General features: G+C 68.3%; 25 protein-coding genes. 9 read left to right on the forward strand and 16 right to left on the reverse strand.

Features of this window, described 5'->3' with window-relative positions; translation table 11 throughout:
- Window positions 1-6: 6 nt before the first annotated feature.
- A complete protein-coding gene (locus ACSQ9E_RS18575) occupies window positions 7-987 on the reverse strand; it encodes a Bug family tripartite tricarboxylate transporter substrate binding protein (RefSeq protein WP_436218786.1) in 981 nt (326 codons plus the stop codon).
- Between the two features lie 95 nt (window positions 988-1082).
- On the opposite strand from ACSQ9E_RS18575, the gene ACSQ9E_RS18580 reads away from it, so the two are divergent.
- The 3 genes from ACSQ9E_RS18580 (at window position 1083) to iaaH (ending at window position 5956) form a co-directional block, all read left to right on the forward strand.
- Window positions 1083-1895, forward strand: coding sequence for an IclR family transcriptional regulator (locus tag ACSQ9E_RS18580; RefSeq protein ID WP_428001726.1), 813 nt, complete (start codon window positions 1083-1085; stop codon window positions 1893-1895).
- A 55-nt stretch (window positions 1896-1950) separates the two neighbouring features.
- A complete protein-coding gene (locus ACSQ9E_RS18585; RefSeq protein WP_057206366.1) occupies window positions 1951-4290 on the forward strand; it encodes a cytochrome P450/oxidoreductase in 2340 nt (779 codons plus the stop codon).
- 109 nt (window positions 4291-4399) lie between these two features.
- Window positions 4400-5956 carry an indoleacetamide hydrolase gene (gene iaaH / locus ACSQ9E_RS18590; RefSeq protein WP_235514801.1) on the forward strand — a complete coding sequence of 519 codons (1557 nt, stop codon included), beginning with the start codon at window positions 4400-4402 and terminating at the stop codon, window positions 5954-5956.
- On the opposite strand, the gene ACSQ9E_RS18595 is transcribed toward iaaH, so the two are convergent.
- Window positions 5953-6885: a LysR family transcriptional regulator gene (locus ACSQ9E_RS18595; protein WP_057206368.1), complete on the reverse strand. Its 933-nt coding sequence runs from the start codon at window positions 6883-6885 to the stop codon at window positions 5953-5955. The genes iaaH and ACSQ9E_RS18595 overlap by 4 nt on opposite strands.
- Before the next feature lie 98 nt (window positions 6886-6983).
- Here ACSQ9E_RS18595 and ACSQ9E_RS18600 point away from each other — a divergent pair, with 98 nt between their 5' ends.
- Together ACSQ9E_RS18600 and ACSQ9E_RS18605 are read left to right on the forward strand one after the other, a co-directional pair.
- Window positions 6984-7667 (forward strand): glutathione S-transferase family protein, encoded by a 684-nt coding sequence (locus ACSQ9E_RS18600; RefSeq protein ID WP_436218787.1) that lies wholly within the window; start codon window positions 6984-6986, stop codon window positions 7665-7667.
- Between the two features lie 48 nt (window positions 7668-7715).
- Entirely contained in the window at window positions 7716-8717 is a 1002-nt protein-coding gene (locus ACSQ9E_RS18605; protein ID WP_436218788.1) for an MBL fold metallo-hydrolase, read from the forward strand.
- A gap of 56 nt (window positions 8718-8773) precedes the next feature.
- Here the strand turns inward: ACSQ9E_RS18605 and ACSQ9E_RS18610 are convergent, their stop codons facing one another.
- A complete protein-coding gene (locus ACSQ9E_RS18610) occupies window positions 8774-9658 on the reverse strand; it encodes a LysR substrate-binding domain-containing protein (RefSeq protein ID WP_428001732.1) in 885 nt (294 codons plus the stop codon).
- A gap of 181 nt (window positions 9659-9839) precedes the next feature.
- Here ACSQ9E_RS18610 and ACSQ9E_RS18615 point away from each other — a divergent pair, with 181 nt between their 5' ends.
- Window positions 9840-10865, forward strand: a complete 1026-nt coding sequence (locus ACSQ9E_RS18615; RefSeq protein WP_436218789.1) for a Bug family tripartite tricarboxylate transporter substrate binding protein — start codon at window positions 9840-9842, stop codon at window positions 10863-10865.
- A 4-nt stretch (window positions 10866-10869) separates the two neighbouring features.
- Window positions 10870-12342, forward strand: coding sequence for an N-acyl-D-amino-acid deacylase family protein (locus tag ACSQ9E_RS18620; RefSeq protein ID WP_436218790.1), 1473 nt, complete (start codon window positions 10870-10872; stop codon window positions 12340-12342).
- 48 nt (window positions 12343-12390) lie between these two features.
- Here the strand turns inward: ACSQ9E_RS18620 and ACSQ9E_RS18625 are convergent, their stop codons facing one another.
- The 10 genes from ACSQ9E_RS18625 to ACSQ9E_RS18670 form a co-directional block, all read right to left on the reverse strand.
- The gene (locus tag ACSQ9E_RS18625; RefSeq protein WP_436218791.1) at window positions 12391-13161 is read right to left on the reverse strand and encodes a helix-turn-helix transcriptional regulator; all 771 of its coding nucleotides are present in this window, start codon (window positions 13159-13161) and stop codon (window positions 12391-12393) included.
- A gap of 353 nt (window positions 13162-13514) precedes the next feature.
- A complete protein-coding gene (locus ACSQ9E_RS18630; RefSeq protein WP_436218792.1) occupies window positions 13515-13811 on the reverse strand; it encodes a hypothetical protein in 297 nt (98 codons plus the stop codon).
- A 36-nt stretch (window positions 13812-13847) separates the two neighbouring features.
- A complete protein-coding gene (locus tag ACSQ9E_RS18635) occupies window positions 13848-14132 on the reverse strand; it encodes a FixH family protein (RefSeq protein ID WP_436218793.1) in 285 nt (94 codons plus the stop codon).
- 45 nt (window positions 14133-14177) lie between these two features.
- The gene (ccoG, locus tag ACSQ9E_RS18640) at window positions 14178-15635 is read right to left on the reverse strand and encodes a cytochrome c oxidase accessory protein CcoG (RefSeq protein WP_436218794.1); all 1458 of its coding nucleotides are present in this window, start codon (window positions 15633-15635) and stop codon (window positions 14178-14180) included.
- Window positions 15636-15750: 115 nt separating this feature from the next.
- Window positions 15751-16671: a cytochrome-c oxidase, cbb3-type subunit III gene (gene ccoP, locus ACSQ9E_RS18645; protein ID WP_436218795.1), complete on the reverse strand. Its 921-nt coding sequence runs from the start codon at window positions 16669-16671 to the stop codon at window positions 15751-15753.
- Window positions 16672-16721: 50 nt separating this feature from the next.
- The gene (locus ACSQ9E_RS18650) at window positions 16722-16859 is read right to left on the reverse strand and encodes a cbb3-type cytochrome oxidase subunit 3 (RefSeq protein ID WP_057206393.1); all 138 of its coding nucleotides are present in this window, start codon (window positions 16857-16859) and stop codon (window positions 16722-16724) included.
- A 139-nt stretch (window positions 16860-16998) separates the two neighbouring features.
- Window positions 16999-17634 carry a cytochrome-c oxidase, cbb3-type subunit II gene (gene ccoO / locus ACSQ9E_RS18655; RefSeq protein WP_436218796.1) on the reverse strand — a complete coding sequence of 212 codons (636 nt, stop codon included), beginning with the start codon at window positions 17632-17634 and terminating at the stop codon, window positions 16999-17001.
- Between the two features lie 26 nt (window positions 17635-17660).
- Window positions 17661-19103: a cytochrome-c oxidase, cbb3-type subunit I gene (gene ccoN, locus ACSQ9E_RS18660; RefSeq protein WP_057206397.1), complete on the reverse strand. Its 1443-nt coding sequence runs from the start codon at window positions 19101-19103 to the stop codon at window positions 17661-17663.
- 62 nt (window positions 19104-19165) lie between these two features.
- Window positions 19166-19303, reverse strand: coding sequence for a cbb3-type cytochrome oxidase assembly protein CcoS (gene ccoS, locus ACSQ9E_RS18665; RefSeq protein ID WP_007860012.1), 138 nt, complete (start codon window positions 19301-19303; stop codon window positions 19166-19168).
- The gene (locus ACSQ9E_RS18670; protein ID WP_436218797.1) at window positions 19303-21714 is read right to left on the reverse strand and encodes a heavy metal translocating P-type ATPase; all 2412 of its coding nucleotides are present in this window, start codon (window positions 21712-21714) and stop codon (window positions 19303-19305) included. The genes ccoS and ACSQ9E_RS18670 overlap by 1 nt, the downstream gene beginning before the upstream one ends.
- Before the next feature lie 103 nt (window positions 21715-21817).
- On the opposite strand from ACSQ9E_RS18670, the gene ACSQ9E_RS18675 reads away from it, so the two are divergent.
- Window positions 21818-22261 carry a universal stress protein gene (locus tag ACSQ9E_RS18675; protein WP_057206401.1) on the forward strand — a complete coding sequence of 148 codons (444 nt, stop codon included), beginning with the start codon at window positions 21818-21820 and terminating at the stop codon, window positions 22259-22261.
- An 821-nt stretch (window positions 22262-23082) separates the two neighbouring features.
- Here ACSQ9E_RS18675 and ACSQ9E_RS18680 read toward each other — a convergent pair.
- Window positions 23083-24024, reverse strand: a complete 942-nt coding sequence (locus ACSQ9E_RS18680) for a LysR family transcriptional regulator (RefSeq protein ID WP_436218798.1) — start codon at window positions 24022-24024, stop codon at window positions 23083-23085.
- A gap of 67 nt (window positions 24025-24091) precedes the next feature.
- On the opposite strand from ACSQ9E_RS18680, the gene ACSQ9E_RS18685 reads away from it, so the two are divergent.
- Window positions 24092-25585: an MFS transporter gene (locus ACSQ9E_RS18685; protein ID WP_436218799.1), complete on the forward strand. Its 1494-nt coding sequence runs from the start codon at window positions 24092-24094 to the stop codon at window positions 25583-25585.
- A gap of 7 nt (window positions 25586-25592) precedes the next feature.
- Here ACSQ9E_RS18685 and ACSQ9E_RS18690 read toward each other — a convergent pair whose 3' ends face one another.
- Both ACSQ9E_RS18690 and ACSQ9E_RS18695 read right to left on the reverse strand, forming a co-directional pair.
- Window positions 25593-26297, reverse strand: coding sequence for an SDR family oxidoreductase (locus ACSQ9E_RS18690; RefSeq protein ID WP_436218800.1), 705 nt, complete (start codon window positions 26295-26297; stop codon window positions 25593-25595).
- 219 nt (window positions 26298-26516) lie between these two features.
- Complete coding sequence (locus ACSQ9E_RS18695; protein ID WP_200963893.1) at window positions 26517-26729, reverse strand: hypothetical protein; 213 nt, start codon at window positions 26727-26729, stop codon at window positions 26517-26519.
- Between the last annotated feature and the right edge of the window lie 147 nt (window positions 26730-26876).

Here is a 26876-nt window from a genome sequence, read left to right on the forward strand (position 1 = left end):
GGGGCGTCAGTCCAGGGTAATGCGCTGCGCCTTGATCAGCTTGTGCCACCGCTCCGTCTCGGTACGGATCAGGTCCGCATACTGGGCCGGCGTGCTGGCCACGGGCTCGATGCCGAAGTCCACCAGCTTTTGCTTGACCGCAGGCTGGTTGATGGCCGCAGCCACCTGCTTTTGCAGTGCAGCCACCACATCCGCCGGTGTGCCTGCGGGCGCGACGATGCCCACCTGGGCGGACGCCTCGACGTTCTTGAAGCCCAGTTCGGCGAAGGTTGGCACATCGGGCAGCTGCGGCAGCCGCTTGGCACTGGCCACGGCCAGCGGGCGCACCTTGCCGGCCTTGATGAAGGCGCCACCGGCGGCCAGGTCAACCATCATGGCCGGGATCTGCCCGCCGGCCAGGTCCGTGAGCGCCGGCGCAGCGCCGCGGTAGGGGATGTGGGTCATGAACAGGCCGGCATCGACCTTGAGCAGCTCCATCGCCAGGTGGTGCGGGCTGCCTGCGCCGGCCGAGCCGAAGCTCATGGCGCCGGGCTTGGCCTTGGCCTTGGCGACGAAGTCCTTGGCGTCCTTGAAGTCGGCGCCCGGGTTGACCACCAGGATCATCGGGAACTTGCCCATCAGCGTCACGGGCAGCAGGTCCTTGCTGGGGTTGTAGGTCAGCTTGCTGTACAGCGCCGGGTTGAACACCATGGTGCCGTTGTCGGCCGACAGGATGGTGTAGCCGTCGGGCGCGGCGCGGCCCGTTTCCACGGCGGCGATGGCCGTGTTGCCACCGGGCTTATTGTCGATCAGCACCGGCTGGCCGACCTGGGCCGACAGCTGCTGGCCCACCGTGCGCGCGAGAAAATCGGAGCCGCCGCCCGCCGGGTACGGCACCAGCCAACGGATGGCCTTGGCCGGGTAGGTTTGCGCGCTGGCCGGGGCGGCCCAGGCCAGCAGGGCCGGCAGAGCGAGCATTCCAGCCAACAAGCGACGATTCTTCAACATGTCTGCACCTCAGGGGATTAATATCTGCGTGATGTTACTCCGCTATGCGTAATAGCTTGGGGCAGCGTTTACCCTAGGTTTTCGACCAAAACACCATGACCACATCCCCCTCCACGGCCCGGGTGGCCGACCGCCGGCAACGCGTCCAATCGGCCGAAATGGGGCTCAGCGTCCTCAAGGCGCTGACGCGCCTGGGCGGTGCGGCCAGCCTGACCGCCACGGCCGCCGAGGTGGACGAGAGCCCTGCCAAGGTGCATCGCTACCTGGCCAGCCTGTGCCAGCAGGGCTTTGTCGAGCAGTCTCCCGTCAACCAGCACTACTACCTGGCCCAGGAGTCGATTGCCATTGGCCTGGCGGCTTTGCGCCAGTGCGACCCCATCCGCCTGGGCGAGGCGTCCCTGCAGCGGCTGCGCCAGGCGCTGGAGGTCACCGCCTTCCTGGCGGTCATGGGCAACAAGGGGGCCACCGTGCTGCGCATGGAAGAGCCCACCCTGCCCGTCACGGTGAACATCCGCGCGGGCTCGGTGCTTTCCACGCTGTGGTCGGCCACGGGCCGGGTGTTTCTGGGTTTCTCCAGCGACCGGCTGGTGATCGACATGGCCGAGCAGGAGCTGGCCGATGCCTCGGCAGACAGGCGCTCGCAGCTTGATGGCACCCGCCCGGTCGAGCAGTTGCGCCAGCAGGTGCGGGCGCGGGGCTGGGCCGTCGCCCACGACTCGCTGCTCAAGGGCATCAGTGCGCTCGCGGCGCCGGTCTTCGACGCCACCGGCAATGTGTGCGCCTGCCTGACCACCCTGGGGGCCACGGGTGGCTTCGACCTGCGGCCCGATGGCGCCATCTGCCCCGCCTTGCTGCAGGAAGCGCGGCTCATCAGCCGCGCCATGGGCTACCAAGGCAACCCAGGGTAAACCCGAATCATTGTCACAACTTTGCGTAATACATTTACGCAAAAGGAGATTTACGATGACTGCCCCCGCCAACGCCTCCCGCTGCCCGGTCGACCATGCCGCGATGGCCGCCGCCCAGAAAAGCCCCACGGGCTGCCCCGTGAGCGCGCGTGCGGCGGCGTTCGACCCGTTCGCCGCCAGCTACCAGCAAAACCCGGCCGAGGTGGTGCGCTGGGCGCGCGAGGAGGAGCCTGTCTTCTACAGCCCCGAGTTGGGCTACTGGGTGGTGACGCGCTACGAGGACGTGAAGGCGGTGTTCCGCGACAACATCCTGTTCTCGCCCTCGGTCGCGCTCGAAAAGATCACGCCCGCCACCGAGGAGGTGCTGGCCATCCTCAAGAGCTATGGCTTCGCGATGAACCGCACCATGGTCAACGAGGACGAGCCGGACCACATGGCGCGCCGGCGCCTGCTGATGGACGCCTTCATGCCCGAGCGCCTGATGGACTACGAGCAGCCCATCCGCGAACTCGCGCGCAAGTACATGGACCGCTTTGTCGACAAGGGGCGTGCGGACCTGGTGGCCGACATGTTCTACGAGATTCCGCTGACCATCGCGCTGCACTTCCTCGGGGTGCCGGATGAAGGGGCAGAGCAGTTGCGCAACTTCGCGGTGGCGCACACCCTGAACACCTGGGGCCGGCCCACGGCGCAGGAGCAATTGGAGATCGCCCACAACGTGGGCCGCTTCTGGCAGACCGCTCAGGGCATCCTGGACACCATGATGGCCCAGCCCGATGGCCAAGGCTGGATGTACGACTCGATCCGCCAGCACCACGCGCACCCGGACATCGTGACCGAGTCGTACCTGCGCTCGATGATGATGGCCATCCTGGCCGCCGCGCACGAGACCACGTCGAACGCCACGGCCAACGCCTTCATGACCCTGCTGTCGCACCGCCATGCGTGGGAGGAGATCTGCGCGCAGCCCGCGCTGATCCCCAACGCGGTGGAGGAATGCCTGCGCGTGGCGGGCTCCATCATCGCCTGGCGGCGCATGGCCACACGCGACACCGAGGTCGGCGGCGTGAAGATCCCGCAGGGCGGCAAGCTGCTGCTGTTCCAGGCATCGGCCAATGCGGACGCCAGCCACTTCGAAGACCCCGACCGCGTGGACCTGCACCGCGAAAACGCCGTCGAGCACCTGACCTTCGGCTACGGCGCGCACCAGTGCATGGGCAAGAACATCGGGCGCATGCAGATGCGCATCTTCCTCGAAGAGTTCGTGCGCCGCCTGCCGCACATCGCGCTCGTCGAAGGGCAGCAGTTCGAGTTCCTCTCGAACACCTCGTTCCGCGGCCCGTCGGCGCTGTGGGTGCAGTGGGATCCGCTGCAGAACCCCGAGCGCCAGGCCGACAAGGCGCCTGCCGTCCTCGCCAGGTTCCAGATCGGCCCGCCGCCCAAGGACGGCATTGCCCGCGCGGTGGTGCTCAAGGACAAGATCGCCGAGGGCGAAGGCCTCTACCGCTTCGTGATCGCCGCGGCCGGTAGCACGCCCCTGCCGGCCTGGAGTGCGGGCTCGCACATCGACCTCATCGCCGGGGGCCACCGACGCAAGTACTCGCTGTGCGGATCTGGCGCCCACCCCGGCTGCTACGAGATCGTCGTGCAGCGTGAAGAAGGCGGCCGAGGTGGATCGCGGCACTTCTGCGACACCTTGCAGCCCGGTGACGAACTGCAGCTGGCCGGGCCGAAGAACCTGTTTCGCGTTGACGAAGCGGGCACTCACCACATCCTGCTGGCCGCAGGCATCGGCATCACGCCCATCCTCGCCATGGCCGACCGACTCAAGGCCCTGGGCCTGCCCTACGCGCTGCACTACGCGGGCCGCTCGCGCCAGAACATGGCGCTGCTGGGCCGGGTACTGAAGGACCATGCCGGCCACGCCACCCTGCACATCAAGACCGAGGGCCAGCGCATGGACCTGCCCGCGATGCTGCGGCATGTGGACGGCGCCACCCGCGTCTATGCCTGCGGGCCGGACCGGTTGATCGCCGAACTCGAAACCCTGGGCGAGCACTGGCCCGAGAGCGTGCTGCGCTTCGAGCACTTCAGCACCGACAACGCAGCGCTCGACCCGAGCAAGGAGCACGCCTTCGTCGCCGAGCTAAAGGACTCGGGCCTCACCATCGAGGTGCCCCGCCACCAGACCCTGCTGCAGGCGCTGCAGGCAGCGGGCGTCGATGTGCCCTGCGATTGCGGCGAGGGCCTGTGCGGCGCCTGCGAGGTGCAGGTGGCCAGCGGCGACATCGACCACCGCGACAAGGTGCTGACCAAGACCGAGCGCCAGGCCAACCAGCGCATGATGGCCTGTTGCTCACGCGCAGCGGGCGAGCGCGTCGTTCTTTTTCTGTGAGGGAAGGCTGGTCCCGTTGGGGGCACGCCTCCTCAATCCTGGGGATACCGCGCCCGGCCAGGCGCCGATAACCTGAAGGCTTCGAGTTTCGACCTTCAGGAGCGTCTTCATGAGCCACCCCTCGCCCCAGCCCCGCCGCCGGTTTCTGCAACGCACTGGCGCCCTGGCCGGCACCCTCACCGCCCCCGCCTGGCTGGCCGCCTGCGCGAGCACGGCATCCACGCCATCGGACCTCACCCAGCTGACCTCAACGCAGGCCATCGCGCAGATCAAGGGCGGCCAACTCAAGGCCGTGGACTATGTGGCCGCGCTGGTGGCGCGCGCCAAGGCGCTGCGGTCGCTTAACGCCCTCATCACACTCGACGAAGCCGGTGCCCTGGCCGCCGCGCGGCGCATCGACGCGGCGCGCGCCTCGGGTGCACCACTCGGCCCGCTGGCCGGCCTGGTGATCGTGGCCAAGGACAACATCAACACCGCCGACCTGCCCACAACCGGAGGCACGCCCGCGCTGAAGGGATTCAAGCCACCGCGCACGGCGCCCTCGCTGCAAAAGCTCATTGACGCGGGCGCCATCGTGCTGGGCAAGGCCAACTTGCACGAGTTGGCCTTCGGCATCACCAGCACCAATTTCTCGCCGTTCGCCGGCGCCGTGGGCAACCCCTACGACCCCACGCGCATCCCCGGGGGCTCGTCGGGCGGCACGGCCGCAGCCATTGCCGCGCGCATGGTGGCGGCCGGCTTGGGCACGGACACGGGCGGCTCCACCCGCGTACCTGCCGCCCTGTGCGGTATCGTGGGCCTGCGCCCTTCGGTGGGCAATGGCGGCGCCGAGCGGCGCTACCACGACCCATTGGCTGTGGTGCCCATCAGCCACACGCGCGACACCGTGGGCCCCATGGGCCGCACCGTGGCCGACGTGGCGCTGCTCGATGCGGTGATCACCGGCGAGGCCAGCCTGCCCGCCATGCCGCTGTCCCGCGTGCGCCTGGGCCTGCCGCGCCCGCTGTGGGCGGGGCTCGATGCCTCGCTGGCCACGGTGGTGAACGCCGCCCTGGCCCAACTGCGCGCGGCCGGCGCCACGCTGGTGGAGGTGGACATGGCGCAGTTGCTGCCACTCAACGAAAAGATGTCGTTCCAGATCGCGCTGCACGAGCCCGTGGCAGACCTGCCCGCCTACCTTGCGGCCAACAACGCCCCCGTGAAGACGGTGGCCGAGGTCGCGGCCAAGGTGGCCAGCCCCGACGTGCAGGGCGCCTTCGGTGCCATCACCGCCGATGCCTTTGGCGCCGCCTACCCCGAGGCCATGGCCGTGCACCGGCCGCAATTGCAGGCGCTGTATGCCAGCACCTTTGCGCAGGGCCAGTTCGATGCCCTTCTGTTCCCGACCACGCCACTGCCCGCCGTGCCCATGGACCGCGCCAAGGGCTCGTCCACCGTCAAGGTCAACGGCGGGGCGGATGCGGACACATTCGCCACCTTCATCCGCAACACCGACCCGGGCAGCAATGCCGGCATACCGGGCCTCTCGGTACCCGCGGGCCTGACCAGCGCGGGCCTGCCCGTGGGGCTGGAGCTCGACGGTCCGGTGGGCAGCGACCGCAGGCTGTTGGCCATTGGCCTGGAGATCGAGAAGGTGCTGGGCAGCGTGCCGGCGCCCAAGATCTAGGAGACCACCGCGTCTTCACCTGCCTGCTCTGCGACGGCCGTGACGAACAGCTCCCGCAGCCAGCGGTGCCCCGCATCTTCCTGCGCGCGGGCATGCCAGGCCATAGCCAGGTTGAAGGGCGGTATCTCGAACGGCGCGGGCAGTATCTCCAGGATCTGCGCGTAGCGGCGCAGCAGGTGGCTGGGCAGGGTGGCCACGCAGTCGGTGTGCGTGAGCACCAGGGCCACCTGGTTGTAGCTGGGCACGGTGACCACCACGCGCCGGCTGCGTGACAGGGCCGCGAGCAGGTCGTCGATCTGGCTGTGCGGGTGGCCCACCTGCGAGACCAGCACATGCGAGAGGCCGCAGTATTCGTCGAGCGTGGCGGCCACCTTGCCGCGCGGGTGGCCGATGCGCTGCGCCATCTCGAAGCGGTCGCCCATCAGAAAGCGTGACTTGAGCGGGCCCGGCACCTTGCCCACATCGCCCAGGTACAGGTCCACCTCGCCGCGCTCCATGCGCTCCACCAGCCCGGAGTCGGCCGCAGGCACGAAGCTCACGCGCAGGTCCGGGTTGCCGGTGCCCACGATGCGGCCGAGCGCCGCCAGGCCGAGGATGCTGAACACGCTGTCGTTCGCCGCGATGACGAAGGCGCGGCGCGCGGTGGCGGGGTCGAAGCTGTCGCCCAGCTCCACGGCACCGCGCAGCTGGTTGAGCGCCTCGCTGAGCCGAGGTTTCAACTCCAGCGCGCGGTGCGTGGGCACCATGCCGCGGCCGTTCTCGGCGGGCACCAGCAGCGGGTCTTCAAACAGGTCGCGCAGCTTGGCCAACTGGCCCGACAGGCTGGGCTGGCTGATGTTCAGGCGCCGCGCCGCGCGTGTGACGTTGAGCTCGTCGAGTAGCGCATCGAGCGAGATCAACAAGGGCAGATCGGAACGCCGGATATCCATGGTGCCTATACCTCCTATCGGCAATTCCGACTCACGCTGCAGTGCCTGCGCGCCCTATCGTTGCGCACCTTTCCACCGCACCGACTGTGAGTTTTCAGATGATCCAATTTTATTACCACCCCACCCCCAACCCGCGCAAGGTCGCGCTGCTGCTGGAGGAACTGGGCCTGCCCTACCAGATGGTGCCCGTCGATACCTCGAAGGGCGAGCAGCACAGCGCCGCCTACCGCGCCATCAACCCCAACGGCAAGGTGCCGGCGCTGGTCGATGGCGATGCCGTGGTGTTCGACAGCGCAGCCATTTTGCTGCACCTGGCCGAGAAGACCGGGCGCTTTCTCGGCGTGCCCGGTGCCGCAGGCCGCGCCGAGATGCTCTCGTGGCTGATGCTGGCCGCCACGGGCCTGGGCCCTTTCACCGGCCAGGCTGTGCATTTCACCCACTACGCCCCCGAACCCAAGGAGTATGCGCTGCACCGCTACCTGTTCGAGGCCAAGCGCCACTGGGCGCTTTTCGACGCACGGCTGGCCACACGCCGCTATGTGCTGGGTGATGAGCACTACAGCATCGTCGACATGTCGCTCTGGGGCTGGTGCGGCGGCCTGGCCTACCTGATAGGCGACGCGGCGTGGGCGAAGTTTCCGAACATCAAGCGCCATTTCGACGAACTCAATGCCCGGCCCGCCGCCATTGCGGCCATGGCCCTGGCCACCAGGCACGCCTTCAAGGCCGAGCTCGATGCCGATGCCAAGGCCCAGCTGTTCCAGCACGGCCGGGTGGCCTGAGGCCACCGCCATTCACCAGACGTCTGCACACTTCATCCATTCCAAGACATGACCACAACACGCCGCTCCCTGATCTCCCTGGCCGTAGCCGCATCGCTGCTCGGCCCCGCTCTGGCCATCGCCCAGGCCGCTGCGCCTGCCGCCCCGGCCAGCGCTCCCACCGCCACCCAACAGGCCGGCTTCTACCGCTTCAGCGTGGGCGGCGTACAGGTCGTCGCCCTGTCCGACGGTACGGTGCCGCAGGACCTGCACACCCTGCTCACCAACGCCACGCCCGCACAGACCGACCAGTTGCTGCAGCGCGGCTTCCTCGCCAACCCGGTGGAGGCCTCGATCAACGCCTACCTGGTCTATGCCGGTGACCGCCTGGCGCTGGTCGATGCCGGCGCCGGCGCCTTCTTCGGCCCGGGCGTGGGCGGCCAACTGGTTGCCAGCCTCAAGGCCGCGGGCGTGGAGCCCGCGCAAATCCAGGACTTGCTGCTTACCCACATCCACACCGACCACAGCGGCGGTCTGGTCGATGCGCAGGGCCAGCGCGTGTTCCCCAACGCCACCATCCACGTGGGCAAGCCAGACCTGGACTTCTTCCTCGCACCCGCCAACCAGCAGGGCGTGCGCGGCTACGACAAGGCCTATTTCGAGCAGGCCACCACGGCCCTGGCGCCCTACGTGAAGTCGGGCCAAGTGCGCCCCTTCACCGGCGCGGTGGAGTTGGTACCCGGCATCCGCTCACGGCCCACCCCGGGCCACACGCCCGGCCACGCCTTCTTCGTGCTGCAGGGCAAGGGCGGCGAGGCGCTGGAATTCATCGGCGACATCCTGCATGTGCAAGCGGTGCAGATGCCCCGGCCGGACGTGACCATCGTCTACGACGTGGTGCCCCACGATGCCAAGGCGCAGCGCAAGCAGCAGTTCGCGCGCCTGGCCAAGGAGCGGCGCATGGTGGCTGCGGCGCACATCCCCTACCCGGGCGTGGGGTACCTGCGGGATGAGGGCAAGGGCAAGTACGCATTCGTGCCGGTGGACTACCGGTACCGCGCCGCCGATTGAGCGAAGCGCCTGTTCGTGGCCCCTGTTGAGACCGTGAGCAGGCCCGTGGGCCGGCGCTATTCGCGCGCCAACCCCAGCAGCCACGCGCGAAAGGTCTGAAGCGCCGGCAAGCGCTCCGACTCCTCGGGGTAGACCAGGTAGTAGCCCTTGGCGTAGCGCCACACGCGGGGGGACAAGCGCTGCAGCCGGCCGGCCTGCACCATGTCCTGCGCCATGTAGGCTGGCAGCAGCACCACGCCCAGCCCCGCCACGGCGGCGTTGAGCGCCATGGACATGATCTCGAAGCGCGGACCATCGCGCCCCGGGCTGGTGCCGATCTGCTCGAATTCGAACCACTGCTCCCACCCATCGGGCAGAGTGTGGTGGTTGAGCAGCGCGGCGCGCGGTGTGCTTGCATCCACCCGCGCGCCATGGCGCTCTACCCATGCGGGCGCGGCGTAGGGCGACAGGTCCAGCGCAGCCACGAAGTCGCTGTGCAGGCCAGGGCGCTGGCCGTCGCCGAACTCCAGCGAGGCGTCGATGGCTCCGGTCTTGAAGTCCACCGGCCCCACGCGCGTGCTCAGGTTCAGCGTGATCTCGCCATGCGCGCGGGTGAAGGCAGGCAGGTGCGGAATCAGCCAGTACGCGCCCAGCGATGCGCCCACCGACAAGGCCAGCCCGCCGCCCCGCCCCTTGAAGGCCATCACGTTCACCGTGGCACGCTCCAGGCGCTGCAGCAACGGGGTGACTTCATCCAGGTAATAGCGGCCTGCGTCGGTGGGCACCAGCGCGTCGCGCCGGCGAGTGAACAGGCGCACGTCAAGCCGCTCTTCCAGCGCCTGGATCTGCCGGCTTACCGCGCCCTGGGTGAGGTGCAGTTCCTGCGCGGCAGCGGTGAACGAGCCCAGCCGCGCGCTGGCTTCCAGGCACAGCAGCGACATGGTCGAAGGGGCACGGTACATGCTTTACTCCATGAGGTATGCACATGATAGGTGTATCGAGCAGCCATGAAAAACCCCATTCACCACAAAGATGCATGAGCATTTTGCATGGTAGCCGCAGAAAACATGGTTTGTGCAAAACGGGGGCGGTTTCTAGCATTCCCACCGTGATCAGCCCTTCAACAACGAAAGGAATGCGCCCATGACCTCCCCCGCTTCGCGGCCCTCTCCCACTGTGTCGCCCGCTGCAGCCACCCGCCGCCGGTGGCTGCAATCGGCCACCGCCGCGTCCGCCGCCGCACTGCTTCCGCAGTGGGCGCAGGCCGCCGCCAGCTACCCAGACCGCCCCATCCGCCTGGTGCTGCCCTCGGCCGCTGGAGGCTCGCCCGACGCCATCGTGCGCATCCTCACCAACGAGCTGGCCAGGTCCATCGGCCAGCCCTTCGTGGTGGACAACAAGCCCGGCGCCAGCGGAGGCATCGGCATGGCGGACGTGTTCCGCGCCGCACCCGATGGCTACACCCTGGGCTACGGCAACGTGGGCACGCTGGCCATCAACCGCGCGCTGTATGCCAGGCTGCCCTACGACCCCGATGCCCTGGTGCCCATCGCCCTGCTGGGCTTCGTGCAGAACGCGCTGGTGGTGCGCAAGGATCTGCCGGCCAACAGCGTGAAGGAGCTGATCGCGCTGGCCCGCGTGAAGCCGGGCGACCTGAGCATGGCATCGGCCGGCAGCGGCACCACCGGCCACCTGAGCGGGGAGCTGTTCAAGTCCATGGCGGGTGTGTCCATGACGCACATCCCCTACCGGGGCAGCCCCCAGGCCATCCAGGACCTGATGGGCGGCGTGGTCGACGTGATGTTCGACAACCTGAGCTCGATCACCCCGCACATCCAGTCGGGCCGGGTGCGCGTGCTGGCCGTCACGGGCGCCGCGCGCAGCCCGCTGCTGCCGCAGACGCCCACCGTGGCCGAGGCCGGTGTCAAGGGCTACGAGACCGTGGCCTGGGGCGGCATCGTCGCGCCGCCGGGCCTGCCCAAGCCGCTGGTGGCACAGCTGAACAAGGCCATCAACGACTTGCTGCGCCTGCCCACCGTGCAGGAGAAATACGCCGCCATCGGCTTCGAAGTGACGCCCGGCCCGGCCGAGCGGCTGATGGAGCGCGCGAAGAAGGAATCGCCCATGTGGGCCGAGATGGTCAAGCGCTCCGGCGCGCAGGTGGGTTGACCGCATGCTGGACCTGATCATCGCTGGAGGCACGGTCGTCGACGGCAGCGGTGCACCCCGCTTGCGCGCTGACGTGGGTGTGGCCCAGGGCCGCATCACCGCCGTGGGCGACCTGCGCGGCCAGCCGGCCCGGGCCCACCATGACGCCACAGGCCGCATCGTCTGCCCCGGCTTCATCGACGTGCACACGCACGACGACCGGTTGCTGCTGGGCACGCCGCACGGCCCCCACCCCAAGCTCACCCAGGGCGTGACCACGGTGGTCACCGGCAACTGCGGCATCAGCCTGGCGCCACTGCTGAGCGCCACCACGCCCCCGGCCCCGCTGGACCTGCTGGGCGCCGACGACTGGCGCTACGCGCGCTTTGGGGACTACCTCGATGCGCTGCAGGCCGCCCGCCCCGCGCTCAATGCCGTGTGCCTGGTGGGCCACTCCACCCTGCGCGTGCGCCACGTGGCCGATCTGGAGCGCCCCGCTACGCCGTCAGAGGCGGCCCGCATGGCGGCCGACCTGGCAGACGCGCTGGATGCGGGGGCCAGTGGCCTGTCCACCGGGCTGTACTACCCGCCAGCGCGCGCGGCCACCGCCGAAGAAGTGATAGCCGTGGGAGCCCCTCTCACCGCAGCGCGCGGCATCCTCACCATGCACCTGCGCGATGAGGCCGACGCTATCGACGACGCGCTGCGCGAGGCCCTGCACATCGGCCGCGCCCTGGGCGTGGAGGCCGTGCTCTCGCACCACAAGCTCATCGGCCAGCGCAACCACGGCAGGTCGGTGCAGACCCTGGCCGCCGTGGACGCGGCCGCCGCGCACCAGCCGGTGTGCATGGACTGCTACCCCTACAACGCTTCATCCACCATGCTGCTGGCCGCGCGCGTGGGGCAGTCCAGCGAAGTATTGGTCACCTGGTCGCGCGGCGACCCCAGCGCCGCCGGCCGCTCGCTGTTCGCCCTGGCGCGCGAGCGCGGCTGCACGCCCGAGGCCCTGGTGGAGCAGTTGGCACCCGCTGGCGCGGTGTACTTCGCCATGCACGAGGACGATGTGCGCCGCATCCTGGCGCACCCGCTCACCATGGTCGGATCGGACGGACTGGCCCACGACGCCGTGCCCCACCCGCGCCTGTGGGGCACCTTCCCGCGCGTGCTGGGGCACTATGCGCGCGAGCAGCGCCTGTTCCCGCTGGAGACCGCCGTCTACAAGATGACCGGCCTGAGCGCACGCCGCTTCGGCCTGGCGGACCGGGGAATGATCGCACCTGGGTATGCAGCCGACATCGTGGTCTTCGACGAGGCCCACGTGGCCGACCGCGCGAGCTTCGAGCATCCCACCACCCCGAGCATTGGTATCGACGCAGTCTTCGTCAACGGCCACCTGGCCTGCGAGCAGGGGCGCACGGTGCATGCGCATGCGGGGCAGGTGCTGCGGCGGCAGCAAGGTCAGCCCGCTTTGCCTGCGCCACAGGGCCAGATGGGTTGAAGAATGCGAGCGAAGCCTTCGCTCCGCACTCGCGGTCCAGGGACAGCCTCAGTGGGACCGCCTCGCCCCCAGCAGCCTCTGCACCAACTCCGTCCGGTTATGCACCCCGAACCGCTCGAACAGTGCATCCACATGCGTGCGCACGGTCGAGTAGCCAATCCCCAGCTCCGCCGCGATCTTCTTGTCGGGCCAGCCCGCGCACAGCGCCTGGGCGATTTCGCGGGCGCGGCCGTTGAGGCCTTGCCAGGGGTCGGGTGATGCGGGTACAGGTGCGACCGGCGCTGTGTCCGCCGGCCGCGCGCCCAGCCGCCGCAGCGCGCCGGTGAACGCCGGCTGCACCAGCCGCAGCAGGTCCAGCGTGTCGCGGTCGAACGGCCCGCGCTGGCGGCTGCGCCAGATGCGCAGGTCACCGAGGTTGCGCCCGCCGTCCCAGGCAAAGAGGTTCACGCCGTGGTGCAGGCCGTCGCGGGCCAGGAAGTCGTTGAAGAACTCGGTCTTCATCAGTTCCTGCTGGGGCAGGATCTGCGTGACCAGGGTGGGCTCGCGGCGCTGGCGCAGTTGGTGGGTGATGGGGTCGCGGTACTGGTAGTACGCCTCGTACGCCTGCAGGTTGGCGTCGTCCATGTGGATGGAGGCGCGGTCGCCAAAGCGCTGGGCGCCGTCGTCCCAGGCGTACGAGGCGAAATGGTCGGCCTGCAGCAGGGCCAGCAGGTCGCTGCCCACGGCCAGGCGCAGCGGGGCGCTCGCCGGCAGTTCGGCAGCCTCCAGCCGGCCCATCAGGCGGGACAGCATTTCTACGCGGGCATGGCTCAGGTACATGGCGGGAGGGTGCGAGGCTTAGGCACAGCGATGGTGCTGGCCTGCCCGCTACTGTAGGGACATCACTGCCCGCATTCAAGAGCTGTGCCAGGCTCGCTTTCCCTTACACGATCTCGCTCTGGGTCTCGGTACCGGCCAGCAACCTGGCCATGCCCCCGCTGACGAAAACTGGCGCGGCAAAGGCCAGTGCCCCCGCGCAAGGGCCGCCCCGCCGCGCTGGGGGCGTCCCTCTCCCGACTCGCGCAGCGAGGCGAGAGAGGGGCTGAGGGCCGAGGCTCCAATCCTGCCTGCGCAGGCTTGGACGTGCCCGAAGAGCCACCGCCTCTGGCGGTGGCACCGAGGCGCGAAGCGACTCAGGGGGTGTCAATCCTATGCCGTGCGCAATCTGCAGGCCGCTCCGTCACCGGCACCGGGCAGCGGTTGACTTCGAACGGCGACATGGAAAGCAGCGTGGTGAGCGCGCTCGATGCCATCGTGACCAGCCAGAACACGAAGAAGGCGATGGTGTAGACGCCCTCGCGCGAAAGGGCCAAGGGCTGGCCGAACCAGTGCATGTCCTGTGGGTCCACGAAGGCAAAGACCAGCATCTCCAGCACGCCGGCCGTCAGAAAGGCGGGCCAGGCGATCCACATCAGTCGCTGCAATCTCATGGGCTTGTCTCCTTCATTTGGATTGTTCCAACTCGCTCAACGCGGCTTGTCCTGCTCGGGCGTGGCCGCATGGTTGCGCGCCTTCATGGCGGGGGCCAGGCTGCTGGGGTTGTCCTCCAGCGTCTTGTTGATCTCGATGCCTTGCTGGTAGTAGTCCTCCGCCACCACGGGGTCGGGGCGGGCGATGGCGATCCACAGCGTGGCGAAGCCCGCTACGACGACGATGGCCGGGCCGGAAATGACCAGCCAGACATGGCCGAACTTCCACCAGGGGGCGGACGGGACGGCCACGGGCGATGCGGCGACGGAGGGGGATGGCATGTGATTGCTCCTGAAAAAATGGGGTCGTTGGGCTGGAAGGCCCGGTCAGCGCGGCACCAGGAAGACTGACTTCTCGGTGACATGGCCCCCGCCACCCAGGGCCTCGATCTCGAACTGCACGGGATGCGATCCGGGCGGGGCCGAGCCATAGGGGATCTGCAGGCGCACGGCCACCCAGCGCGACTCGGCGGCGCCAATCTCGACTTCGGCCTCCGACGCCACCGTGAGCCCATCGATCCCGTGCGCGCCGATGCGGTAGCGCTGGCCGGCCTCGGTGGCGTTCATGATCTGCAGGCGGTAGATGTTCTCAAGCTGCCCACCCGCGACGATGCGCGAGAGCGCGGCACGGTCGCGCACCACGTCGACCTTGAAGGCGGTGCGCAGTGCCAGGCTGGCCGTGAGCCCCACGCACAGCGCGAGCAGGATGGCGCTGTAGATGAGCACGCGGGGCCGCAGCACGCGGCGCAGCATCTGCGCGCCGCTCCAGCGGGCCGCCACGGCGTTCTCGGTGGCATAGCGGATAAGGCCGCGCGGGTAGTGCACCTTGTCCATCACGGTGTTGCAGGCGTCCACGCACAGGCCGCAGCCGATGCACTCGTACTGCAGGCCGTTGCGGATGTCGATGCCCACGGGGCAGACCTGCACGCACAGCGTGCAGTCGATGCAGTCGCCCAGGCCCTTGGCCCTGTGGTCCACGGTCTTGCTGCGCGGGCCCCGGGGTTCGCCACGCGCCAGGTCGTAGCTGACGACCAGAGTGTCCTTGTCGAACATGGCGCTCTGAAAGCGTGCATACGGGCACATGTATTTGCACACCTGCTCGCGCATGTAGCCCGCATTGCCATAGGTGGCAAAGCCGTAGAACAAAACCCAGAAGATCTGCCAGCTGCCCTGCAGCGCCAGCAACTCGGCACCCAGTGCGCGGATGGGCACGAAATAGCCCACGAATGTGAAGCCCGTCCACAACGCCACGCTGATCCAGAGGAACTGCTTGACGGACTTCTTGCGGACCTTCTCCCAGGTCCAGCCACCAGCATCCAGGCGCAGGCGCGCGCTGCGCTCGCCCTCCACCTTGTGCTCGATCCACATGAACATCTCGGTGTACACCGTCTGCGGGCAGGCGAAGCCACACCACAGGCGCCCTGCCACTGTGGTGAACAGGAACAGCGACATCGCGCTGATGATAAGCAGACCGGTGAGGTAGATGAAATCCTGCGGGTACAGCACCAACCCGAACAGGTAGAAGCGCCGTGCGCCCAAGTCGAACAGCACCATCTGCCGCTCGCCCCACTGCAGCCAGGGCACCACATAGAACACCAGCTGCGTGAGGGCCACCATGGCCCAGCGCCAGCGGGCGAAGGTGCCGCTGATGGAGCGCGGGTAGATCTTCTTTTGCGCCTCGTACAGCGACACGACTTCGGCCGCTGCGTCGGTGCTGCCCCCTGGGGCGGCAGCGACCGGGGTGATGGGAATGACCTTGCGGGCAGGCCCGCTGGGTGGCTTCATGGCAGTTCTCTAATAGGGGGCCGATCGCAATGCCCTTGGGGGCATGCACCGGCCGGCGCGCTACGGCCCCGCCGTATGGCGGCGAAGCCTTTGCGCCAGGGTTCAGGTCACACGGTCATCGCGTTGCGGCTGCGGCACCGTTGTTGGAGAGGCTCCACACGTAGGAGGCCAGCACATTGATCTGCGCCTCGGTCAGCTTCTCGGCCTGGGCGGGCATCTGGTTGGTCTTGCCGTTGTTGATCATGGCGGTGATGGCGGCTTCGCCCCAGCCGTGCAGCCACACGTCGTCGGTGAGGTTGGGGGCGCCCAGGGCCTGGTTTCCCTTGCCGTCCATGCCGTGGCAGGCGGCGCAGGCGGCAAACTTGGACTTGCCCAGCGATGCGCGCAGCGAGTCGTGCGGGCTCTTGGAGAGGCTCAGCACGTAGTGCGAAAGGTTGCGCACGTCCTCGGGCGAGCCCACGGCGGCCGCCATGGGCGGCATCACGCCGATGCGGCCCTGCGCGATGGTCTCGCGGATCTTCTCGGGTGAGCCGCCGTGCAGCCAGTCGGCATCGGCCAGGTTGGGAAAGCCCTTGCTGCCGCGCGCGTCGGAGCCGTGGCACTGCGCGCAGTTGTTCATGAACAGGCGCTCGCCGATGGCGTGGGCCTGCGGGTCGCGCGCCATGTCCTCGGGCTTCATGTCAGCAAAGCGGGCGTACAGCGGCGCCAGCTCGGCCTTGGCCTTGTCCATCTCGGCCTGGTACTCGCCCAGCTGCGTCCAGCCGAGCTTGCCGGCAAACGTGCCCAGGCCCGGGTAGGCGGCCAGGTAGGCCAGGCCGAAGACGATGGTGATGACGAACAGCCATACCCACCAGCGCGGCAGGGGGTTGTTCATCTCGACCAGGTCTTCGTCCCAGACGTGGCCCGTGGTGTTGTCAGCGGTGGCCATGACCTTCTTGCGGCCGGCCATCCACAGCAGCAGGCCGCAGGCGACGATGCCGCCCAGGGTCACGGCGGTCACGAAGACCGACCAGAAATTGCTGGTGAAGTCACTCATGGGGTGCTCTCTTGTTCATGTGGTTGTCGTTGTTCTTGAGGCAGGCACGGTCACTCGTGCTCGAAGGGCACGCGGCCCGCTTCGTCGAAGCGGTCCTTGTTGCTGCCCAGGTAGGCCCAGACCCAGATGCCGACAAAGCAGGCCAGCGAGGCCAGCGTGGCGACGATGCGCATAGTCGTGATGTCCATTGCAATCTCCCAGAATGTGGTGTTACTTGGAGCGGGAAAAAACTCAGCGAAGCGGTTCTGGCCAGGCGCTGCGTCGCAGGCAGTACGGGTAGTACGACAAGACGCGGCAACGACGCCAGAAGAGTTTTTTTAGCCGCTCTTACTTGAGCGCGCGGCCCATGACCTGCAGGTAGGCCACCAGGGCGTCCATCTCGGTCTTGCCCTTGAGCTCGGCGGCCGCGTCGGCGATCTGCCCGTCGGTGTAGGGCACGCCCACGGTGCGCAGTGCCTTCATGCGGGGGGCTGCAACGGCAGTGTCGACGGGTGTCTTCTCCAGCCAGGGATAGGCGGGCATGTTCGACTCGGGCACCAGGTCGCGCGGGTTGGTCAGGTGGATGCGGTGCCACTCGTCACTGTACTTTCCGCCCACGCGGTGCAGGTCGGGGCCCGTGCGCTTGCTGCCCCACTGGAAGGGGTGGTCGTACACGAACTCGCCGGCCACCGAGTAGTGGCCGTAGCGCAGCGTCTCGGCGCGGAAGGGGCGGATCATCTGCGAGTGGCAGTTGTAGCAGCCCTCGCGGATGTAGATATCGCGCCCGATCAGTTGCGTGGCGGTATAGGGCTCCACGCCCTTGACGGCCTCGGTGGTGGACTTCTGGAAGAACAGCGGCACGATCTCTACCAGACCGCCGATGGCGATCACCAGCAGGATGAGCACGATCATCAAAAAGTTGTTGGTCTCCACCTTTTCGTGGCTGAAACCGGTGGGTGTCGCGGGGGTGTTGTTGTCAGACATGGATGAAAGCTCTCCGTACGTGCTGCTCAGGCGTGGGCAGCGTGCACTGCAGGGATGGCGACCTTGACCGAGCGGCCGGCGATGGCGGTGGCCCACACGTTCCAGGCCATGACCAGCATGCCGCCCAGGTACAGCAGGCCGCCGAGCACGCGCACCACATAGAAGGGGTAGGTGGCCTTGACGCCTTCGACGAAGGTGTAGGTGAGCGTGCCGTCGGGGTTGATGGCGCGCCACATCAGGCCCTGCATGACACCGGCGATCCACATCGCGGCGATGTACAGCACGATGCCCACGGTGGCCATCCAGAAGTGCAGCTCGATGGCCGGCACGGAATGCATCTTCTCGCGGCCGAACAGGCGGGGAATCAGGTAGTACAGCGAGCCCATGGAGATCAGGCCCACCCAGCCCAGGGCGCCCGAATGCACATGGCCCACGGTCCAGTCGGTGTAGTGGCTCAGGGCGTTGACGGTCTTGATGGACATCATCGGGCCCTCGAAGGTGGACATGCCGTAGAACGACAGCGACACGATCAGAAAGCGCAGGATGGGGTCGTCACGCAGCTTGTGCCAGGCGCCCGACAGGGTCATCACGCCGTTGATCATGCCGCCCCAGCTGGGCGCCAGCAGGATCAGCGAGAACACCATGCCCACCGATTGCGTCCAGTCGGGCAGCGCGGTGTAGTGCAGGTGGTGCGGGCCGGCCCACATATAGGTGAAGATCAGCGCCCAGAAGTGCACGATGGACAGGCGGTAGCTGTACACCGGGCGGCCGGCCTGCTTGGGGATGAAGTAGTACATCATCCCGAGGAAGCCGGCGGTCAGGAAGAAGCCCACCGCGTTGTGGCCGTACCACCACTGCACCATGGCGTCCTGCACACCGGCGTAGGCCGAGTAGCTCTTCATCCAGCCCGCAGGCACCGCGGCGCTGTTGACCAGGTGCAGGATGGCCACGGCCAGGATGAAGGCGCCGAAGAACCAGTTGGCCACGTAGATGTGGCGCACCTTGCGCATGCCTACGGTGCCGAAGAACACGATGGCGTAGGACACCCAGACCAGCGTGATCAGGATGTCGATGGGCCATTCGAGTTCGGCGTATTCCTTGCCCGAGGTGTAGCCCATGGGCAGGCTGATGGCCGCCGCCAGGATCACGAGCTGCCAGCCCCAGAAGGTAAAGGCCGCCAGCGGTGCGGCAAATAGCCGCACCTGGCAGGTGCGCTGCACCACGTAGTAGCTGGTGGCAAACAGCGCACAGCCGCCAAAGGCGAAGATGACGGCGTTGGTATGCAGTGGCCGCAGGCGCCCGTAGCTGAGCCACGGAATGCCGAAGTTGAGTTCAGGCCAGGCCAGCTGGGCGGCGATGATGACGCCCACCAACATACCCACCACCCCCCATACCACTGCCATGATAGAAAACTGCCGCACGACCGTGTCGTTGTAGTGCGCAGCAGCTGTGTTTTGCGTTGAATCCATCGGGCACCTCTTTGTGTTGCATTGAGTTTCTTGCAGCACAGCCCGGTGGGTATTGACGCATGTCAATCATTCCGGAGAATGCGCTCGCCCTCTTGCTCCACGCTCTCGAACTGCCCGCGGTACACGGCCCACCACAGGCCGGCCAGGATCAGCAGCACCAGCACCACGGACAGGGGGATCAGCAGGTACAGGATGTCCATCACACGGTCTCCAACGCGGCCCTGGGCAGGGCACAGGCAGCGTCTTGCCCAGGCCTCTCTTCACCCACCAGCCGGGCCAGGCGCGATGCGTTGAGCACCACCAGCAGCGAGCTCAATGCCATGCCCAGCCCGGCCAGCCACGCCGGCATATAGCCCAGCACCGCCAGCGGCACGCACAGCGCGTTGTAGGCGGCCGCCCAGCACAGGTTCTGGCGCACCACGCGCAGCGTCTTGCGCGCCAGCAGCACGGCCTGCAGCACCAGTTGCAGGCTGCCGCCCAGCACCACGAAGTCGGCGCGCGAGCGCGCCAGCGGCACGGCGCTGCCAAAGGCGAAGGACACATGGGCGCCGGCCAGCACCGGCCCGTCGTTGAGCCCGTCGCCCACCATGGCGACCTGGCGGCCCTGCGACTGCAGTGCCTGCAGCGCCGCGAGCTTGCCCCCTGGCGAACAATCACCCTGCGCGTGCGCGATGCCGGCCTGCGCAGCCACGCGCTGCACCGACGCCATGCGGTCGCCCGAGAGCATGTGCACGGCCACGCCTTCGCGCTGCAGCGCCTGTACCACGTCGCAGGCCTCGGGCCGCAGGCTTTCGGCCAGGGTGAAGCGGGCCAGCTCGACGGCGGCACCGCGCCCGTCTGTTTCCTCAGACAGCACCACCTGCAGGGCCGCGCTGTCGGCGCCCTGCCCTGCCCCCACGCCCGCATGGCGCGCAGAGCCCAGGCGCAGGCGGCGTGGGGCCAGCGCGCCGGTGGAGTCGATCACGCGGGCGGTAAGGCCCTGCCCCGCTTCTTCCACCACCTCCGTGGCGGCCCAGCGACCGGCGTCGCCATCCGCCGCCGCGCACAGGACGCGTGATGCGGGGTGCATGGACTGGCGCGCCAGGGCGGCGGCCAGCGCCAGGGCATCGTGCCGCGCCAGGCCGGTGATGGTGTGCACGCCCTGCAGTGCCATGCCGTCGCGCGTGAGCGTGCCGGTCTTGTCGAACACGAGGGTGTCCACCGCCGCCAGGGCTTCGAGCCCCTGCAGGTTGCGCACCAGCAGGCCATGGCGCGCCAGGGTGCCGGCAGCGGTGAGCATGGCCACCGGCGTGGCCAACGACAGCGCGCACGGGCAGGTGACGATGAGCACCGCCACCGCCACCATGAGCGCATGGCTGGGGCTGCTGGGCCACCAGTACGCAGCGGCCAGCACGGCGGCGAGCAGCACGGCGATGAGAAAGGGCCGCGCCACGCGGTCGGCCAGTTGCGCCAGGCGCGGCTTTTGCAGCGATGCGCTTTCCATCAGCGCCACGATCTGCGCAAAGCGCGTGGCGCTGCCCGTGCCCTCCACGCGCACCTGCACGGCTGCCTGCAGGTTGTAGCTGCCCGCCACCACAGCGCTGCCCTGCGGGCGCGCCACGGGCGTGGACTCGCCAGTGAGCAGGGCCTCGTCGGCCTGCGTGCTGCCGTCGGTGATGCGGCCATCGGCCGGAAAGGCCTCGCCCGGCAGCACGCGGATGACATCGCCCACGGCAAGGCGGCGCGTGGCCACGCGGGTGAATGCGCCGTCGGCGCCGCGCCTCTCCACACTGTCGGGCAGGCGGTTCATCACCGCCTCCAGCGCGCCGGCGGTGCTGTCGCGCAGGCGCAGCTCCAGCCAGCGGCCGGTGAGCAAGAAGAACACGAACATGGTCAGCGAGTCGAAGTACACCTCCTTGCCGAAGACGCCCGCCGGGTCGAAGGTGCCCGCCGTGCTCACGGCAAAGGTGATGGCCATGCCCAGAGCCACGGGCAGGTCCATGCCCACACGGCGCAGGCGCAGGTCGCGCAGCGCGCTGGCGAAGAAGGGGCCGCAGGCAAAGCACACCACCGGCAGCGTGATGACCCACGAGGCCCAGCGCAGCAGCGTCTCCATCTCCTGCGACAGATCGCCCGGCTGCGCCACGTAGGCGGGCCACGCGTACATCATCACCTGCATCATGCAAAAGCCCGCCACCAGCCAGCGCCACAGCGCGCGCCGGCTCTCTTGCTGGCGCTGGGTGCGTGCGAACGCATCCATCGCCGGCAGCGCCTGGTAGCCCGCACGGGCCACGGCGGCCATCCAGGTGGAGGGCAGCACCTGCGCGGGCTGCCACAGCACGCGCGCACGGTGCGTGGCGGCACTCACATCGGCCTGCAGCACGCCAGGCACGCTGCGCAGCGCGTCTTCGATGCTGAGGGCGCAGGCCGCGCAGTGCATGCCCGAGAGCACCACATGCGACTCCCAAGCGGGCGCGTCCCCAGGGGCGGACTCCACCGGCGCTCCGCGGCGGTCGCAGGGGCGGCCAAAGGAAGACCACTCCTGCGGATCGTCGAGCAGTGTGGCGTGCAGCTGCTGTGGCGAGGCCACCGGCGAGCTTGCATCTGCGGGGCTGGGGGTGGCATTTGACATGGCTCAAGCCTATCGCCGCAGCCCGGTTGGCTTGTTGACCTGGATCAAGGCGGGGAACATCATGGCCCTTACGCTTGCACTATCTACAAGCAAGGAGACCACCATGTACCAACGCATCCTGATCGCCACCGATGGCTCCACCCTGTCCGACAAGGCGGTGGACCATGGGCTTGGACTGGCCGAACTGACATCGGCCACCGTCATCGCTCTCAAGGTGGTGCCGCGCTACCCGCGCAGCTACTTCGAAGGCGGCATGCCTGTTGAGATGAGCGACGTGAAACGCATCGAGCAGCAGTGGAACGATGCCGCACAGGCCATGGTCGATGCCGTCAAGGCGCGCGGTGGCGCACGCGGCATCACGGTGAAGGCCGTGGTCCACAAATCCGACCTGGTGGCCGAGGCGATCATCGCGGCGGCCAGGAAGCACAAGGCGGATTTGATCGTGATGGCGTCGCATGGGCGCAAGGGGGTCAAGCGGTTGTTGATGGGGAGTGAGACGCAGCATGTGTTGACCCATTCGCACATTCCGGTGCTGGTGTTGAGGTAGCTCTTTGCGTCTTGTGCGGTGCTTGCGGCGCGTGGTGGTTGCATGCTTTGATTGAGGGCGGGAGCCGGGGTGTGCGCCCGGCGGCGCACCTACCTTCTTTTGCGTCGCCAAAAGAAGGTAGGCCAAGAAAAGGCGACCCCGCTGCCCGTGTCCCCCTCGCCGGTGGCGAGGGGGCAGCCTGCGATGCTCGAAGCTGGGGTGCGCCTCGGAACTCGCTGCGTTCTTCGAACTCCGCTCAAACATCTGCGGCGAGTCAGATGACGAAGCGCGTGTGTCCTGCGGCACACGCGCCACCCCAGCTCCTGCGCTTCTCGGCACGGTCAGAAGGGGGTGGGAGCGGGCTCCACACAGGCCATTGCTTCGCTCGGCCTGAACTGCCTTGCTGCGCTTCGGTCTGGGCATAGAGATCGTGCCAGTTTCGTCGGCAGCGCGCAGCGCGTAACCGACCCCAGGCGCAGCTGCGAAAGCAGCAGCCGTGCGGTACCCGCTCCCCACCCCTGCTGGCTGCGCCGAGAAGCGCAGGGTCTGGGGTGGGTGCGTGTGCCGCAGGACACACGCACTTCGTCATCTGGCTTGCCGATGCTGTTTGAGCGGAGTTCGAAGAACGCAGCGAGTTCATCGGCACCACCCCAGGACCGAGCATCGCAGGTTGCCCGCAGCGAAGCGGAGGGACGCAGACTGGGGGTCGCCTTCTCTTTGGTGACTTTCTCTTGGCGACGCAAGAGAAAGTTACTGCGCCGCCGGGCGCACACCCCGGCCTCCGCCCTCAACACAGGCAAGCAGCAACCACGACAAGAGAAGCAACAATCCACCCACGAAAGCTAGCGCCGCCCCCGCACAACCTTCACCGCCGGCCCCTTGATCAGCGGATCCTCCAACACCTTCAAAAGACACTCCCGCAACCACCGGTGCGCCGCATCCGCGCTGTACCGCGGATGCCACGCCATGCGCGTAGTGTCACTCTGCAACGGCAACGGCAACGCAAAGACTTCAAGCTTCAGTGACGGAGACATGCCCCGAGCCACCCGCTCAGGCACACAGGCCACCAAATCCGAACGCGAGGCCGCGATCAGCGCCGCAAAGGCACTGGGCACCTGCAGCGCCACCAGGCGCGCCAGGCCCAGAACAGCCAGCGCATCGTCCAGCGTACTGGGCTCGCCAGGCCGCAGTGTCACGCCCACATGGCGTACAGCGGCTAGGCGTGCGGGCGTGAGCGGCTTGGCCAGCAGCGGGTGGCCGGCGCGCGCAGCCCCCACCAGTGGCTGCTGCGACAGCTCCTGCCATTCCACCTCGGGGTCGCGACTGCGGAACACGCCCACGTCCAGGTCCACCCGTCCCTCGCGCAATGCGGCGGGATCGCTGTGGCTCTCGGCCAGAAACTGCAGGCTGGCCAACGGCATCTCCTGCGCGAGCGCCTGCGACAGCGCCGCGCCGTAGACCACGGCCATGCCCTCGGGCGCGCGCACCACAAAATGCCGTCGCACCTGCGCCAGGCCGCCCGGCCCCTCACCCGGCGACTGCAGCGCGCGTGCCTGGGCCAGCAGTTGGCGCACGGGCTCGGCCAGCGCCAGGGCGCGCGGCGTGGGCACCAGTTGGCGGCCCGCACGCACCAGGATGGCGTCGCCGAACACCTCGCGGATGCGGGCCAGCGCATGGCTCATGGCCGGGGTGCTCAGGTGCACGCGCTCGGCCGCAGCCGTCACGCTGCCAGTGGCCAGCAGCGCGTCGAGCGCGACCAGCAGGTTGAGGTCATACGTTTTCATGCGGTGCAACTGTATGTTCAGATCATTGCACTGTACAGAACCATGCAGCGCCGCGACACTGCCGGCCATGACGACATCCAACCCCATGCCTGCCACGCAACCACCTGAACTGGCCCAGCCCCGCTCCACAGCCTTGCCTCTGTTCGCGCTGATGCTCATGCTGGTGCTGGCCGCGCTGGACCAGACCATCCTCTCCACCGCCCTGCCCTCCATCGCCCGCGACATGCCGGGCAGCCTGCCGCCGGCATGGACCTTCTCGGCCTACCTGCTGGCCGCCACGGTGGTGATTGCGCTGTATGGCCGCCTGGCCGACGTGCATGGCCGCAAGCCCATGCTGCTGCTGGCCATCGGCCTTTTCCTCCTCGGCTCGCTGGCCTGCGCGGCCAGCCAGAGCATGCTGCAGCTGGTGCTGGCACGCGCGCTGCAGGGCGCGGGCGGCGGCGGGCTGATGACGCTGACCATGCTGACCGTGGCCGCGATGTTTCCGCTGGCAGAGCGCGGGCGCTACCAGTCCCTGCTGGGCGCGGTGTATGGCGTGGCCACCATGTTCGGGCCGCTCACGGGCGGCTGGCTGACCGAGCACCTCTCCTGGCGCTGGGCCTTCGGGCTGAACGTGCCGCTGGCGCTGGTCGCCTTCGGCATCCTGGCGACCACGCTGCGCGGCCAGGCCCGGGGTCCGCGCACGCCCATCGACCACCTGGGCGCGGTGCTGCTCACCGCTGCACTGTGCAGCGCCCTGCTGATGACGCAGCATGAACGCCTGCAGTTGCCCGACTGGCTGTCGGCCGCCGTGCTGGGCACCGTGTGCGCGCTGTGCACCGTGGCCTTCGTGCTGCGCCAGCGCCGGGCCGCGCACCCGCTGGTGCCGCTGTCGCTGTTCAGACGGCCGGTGTATGCGGCGGCGTCCGTGATCGGGATGGTCACCGGCGTGGCGCTGTATGCCGCCGTGGTCTTCATGCCCGCCTACCTGCAGACCGCCCTGCACCTGGCTCCCACCACGGCCGCCTGGCACCTGCTGCCGCTGATGGCAGGGGTGACGGCCGCAGCCATCGGCAGCGGCCGCCTGCTGCGCGCCCGCGTGCCGGCCCGTAATCTGGGCATGGGCGCCAGCGCGCTGGTGGTGCTGGGCTTCGTGCTGCTGGCCGCCGCCATGCAGTGGGCGCCCGCGCAGCCACTGGTACTGTCGGCCTGCCTGCTGCCGCTGGGCATGGGCATCGGCGTGCTGTTCCCCATCATCACCATGGTCTCGCAGCGCGCATCGCCCGTGCAGCTCATGGGCATTGCCACCGCCGTGCCGGTCATGCTGCGCAGCCTGGGTGGTGCCGTGGGCGTGGCGCTGCTGACCACGCTGTTCGCCGAGGTGCTGCACACGCTGGTGGCCGGGCACCCCGAGGCCATGGCCAGTGCCGGACCGCATGCGCTGCAGGCCGTGTGGGCCTGTGCCGCCGCAGTCGCCGTGCTGGGCGTGGTGGCCTGCCGCTGGTTGCCCGATGCGCCGATGGAACAGCAGGCGCAGCCAGTGGTGAACGCCGGCCCCGCCGGCATCCGCGCTACCGCCTGAGCCAGGATCAGAGCGAGCGCGTCAGCCCGCCATCGACCCGCAGGTTCTGGCCGGTGATGTAGGCCCCGCCCTCCGACGCCAGGAAGGCGATGGTGGCAGCGATTTCTGCGCTCTTGCCGTAGCGGCCGAGCGGCACGGTCTGGCGGCGTTCTTCCGTGGCAGGCAGGCTGTCGATCCAGCCGGGCAGCACATTGTTCATGCGGATGTTGTCCTTGGCGTAGCTGTCGGTAAACAGCTTGGTGAAGGCCGCCAGGCCTGCGCGGAACACCGCCGAGGTCGGGAACATCGCGCTCGGCTCGAACGCCCAGGCGGTGGAGATGTTGATGATGCTGCCCCCGCCCTGCTTTTGCATGTGGGGCACGACCAGGCGCGTCGGGCGGATCACGTTGAGCAGGTAGACGTCCATGCCCACGTGCCATTGCTCGTCCGTCAGCTCCAGCACCGGGGCGCGCGGGCCGTGGCCGGCGCTGTTGACCAGCACGTCGACGCGGCCCCAACGGGCCACCGCCTGGTCCACCAGCCGACACAGGTCCTCCACGGACTGGTTGGAGCCGGTCACGCCCAGGCCGCCCAGTTCGGCGGCCAGTGCCTCGCCCTTGCCCGACGAGGACAGGATGCCTACCTTGTAGCCATCGGCCGCCAGCTTGCGCGCCGCCGCCGCGCCCATGCCGCTGCCGCCGGCGGTGATGAGGGCCACTTTTTCTACTGCCATGCGTGATTCTCCTGTGCGTTATTTGGCAGATCCCTCACCACGGTGTCGCAATGAGATTTCTTCCGCCAAAGAATAGCATTCAGAACACGCTGCCCGGTGTAGCGGCAGCAGCATCTACCTGTAGATAAAGTACACCGGAGACAGGTGGAAGGTGCCGGATCGGATCGCTGAAAAAGCGACGTGGCGCACTGCGTGCACCGTGCGATGCCTCGAGCCGCATCAGCGCGGGTCTTGCGCGCCCAGCAGTGCAACAACCAGCACCCGGCCGTACCTCTTGAGTGCAAGCACCGACAGCACCAACGTGAGTTCCGGCACGCCGATCCAGGGTGCGACCATGCCCAGCAGAGACACAGGCAGCTGAACGAACCCGATGACGGCATACAACCGACGGATAGCCGCTGAGGAAAAACGTTGGCAGCGCATGTGGAGCATTTCCTGAATCCAATGCACCAGCTGCGGCGTGACCCGCGCGCCGGCTTCTGGAGCTGCACGTGCGCAGGTTCTTCGACCTGCCGGCGAGAACCCGGGCATGAAAAAAGGGCCCGCAGGCCCCTTCTCGATCGCGCACGGCAGCGGCGG

The sequence above is a fragment of the Acidovorax sp. LjRoot118 genome, from assembly GCF_964253575.1.
Lineage (GTDB): Bacteria > Pseudomonadota > Gammaproteobacteria > Burkholderiales > Burkholderiaceae_C > Acidovorax.